This window comes from Streptomyces albidochromogenes (assembly GCF_005981925.1).
In the GTDB taxonomy this organism is placed as follows: Bacteria; Actinomycetota; Actinomycetes; order Streptomycetales; family Streptomycetaceae; genus Streptomyces; species Streptomyces albidochromogenes.
Window position 1 is genome coordinate 1 of the sequence record NZ_VBVX01000791.1, and the last position, 381, is coordinate 381.

Below are 381 nucleotides of genomic sequence, written 5' to 3' on the forward strand. Positions count from 1 at the left end.
CCCAAATTCGACGATCGATTTGCACGTCAGAACCGCTACGAGCCTCCACCAGAGTTTCCTCTGGCTTCACCCTATTCAGGCATAGTTCACCATCTTTCGGGTCCCAACAGCTATGCTCTTACTCAAATCCATCCGAAGACATCAGGATCGGTCGATGATGCACTCTTAAGAGCTCTCACCTACGTTCACTTTCATTACGCGTACGGGTTTTACACCCAAACACTCGCATAGACGTTAGACTCCTTGGTCCGTGTTTCAAGACGGGTGGCTTAAGATCATTATGCCAACATCCTAGTCAAAAGACGCAGTCCTCGGTCTAGACAGGCAGTATCAACCAAGGCTATAACACTCCACCGAAGTAGAGCCACATTCCTTAGTCAT

1 rRNA gene is annotated in these 381 nt (G+C 48.6%); it reads right to left on the reverse strand.

Annotated features, from left to right (window positions below):
- Positions 1–290: ribosomal RNA gene (locus E2E34_RS37820) — 23S ribosomal RNA — on the reverse strand; the annotation flags it as partial.
- Between the last annotated feature and the right edge of the window lie 91 nt (positions 291–381).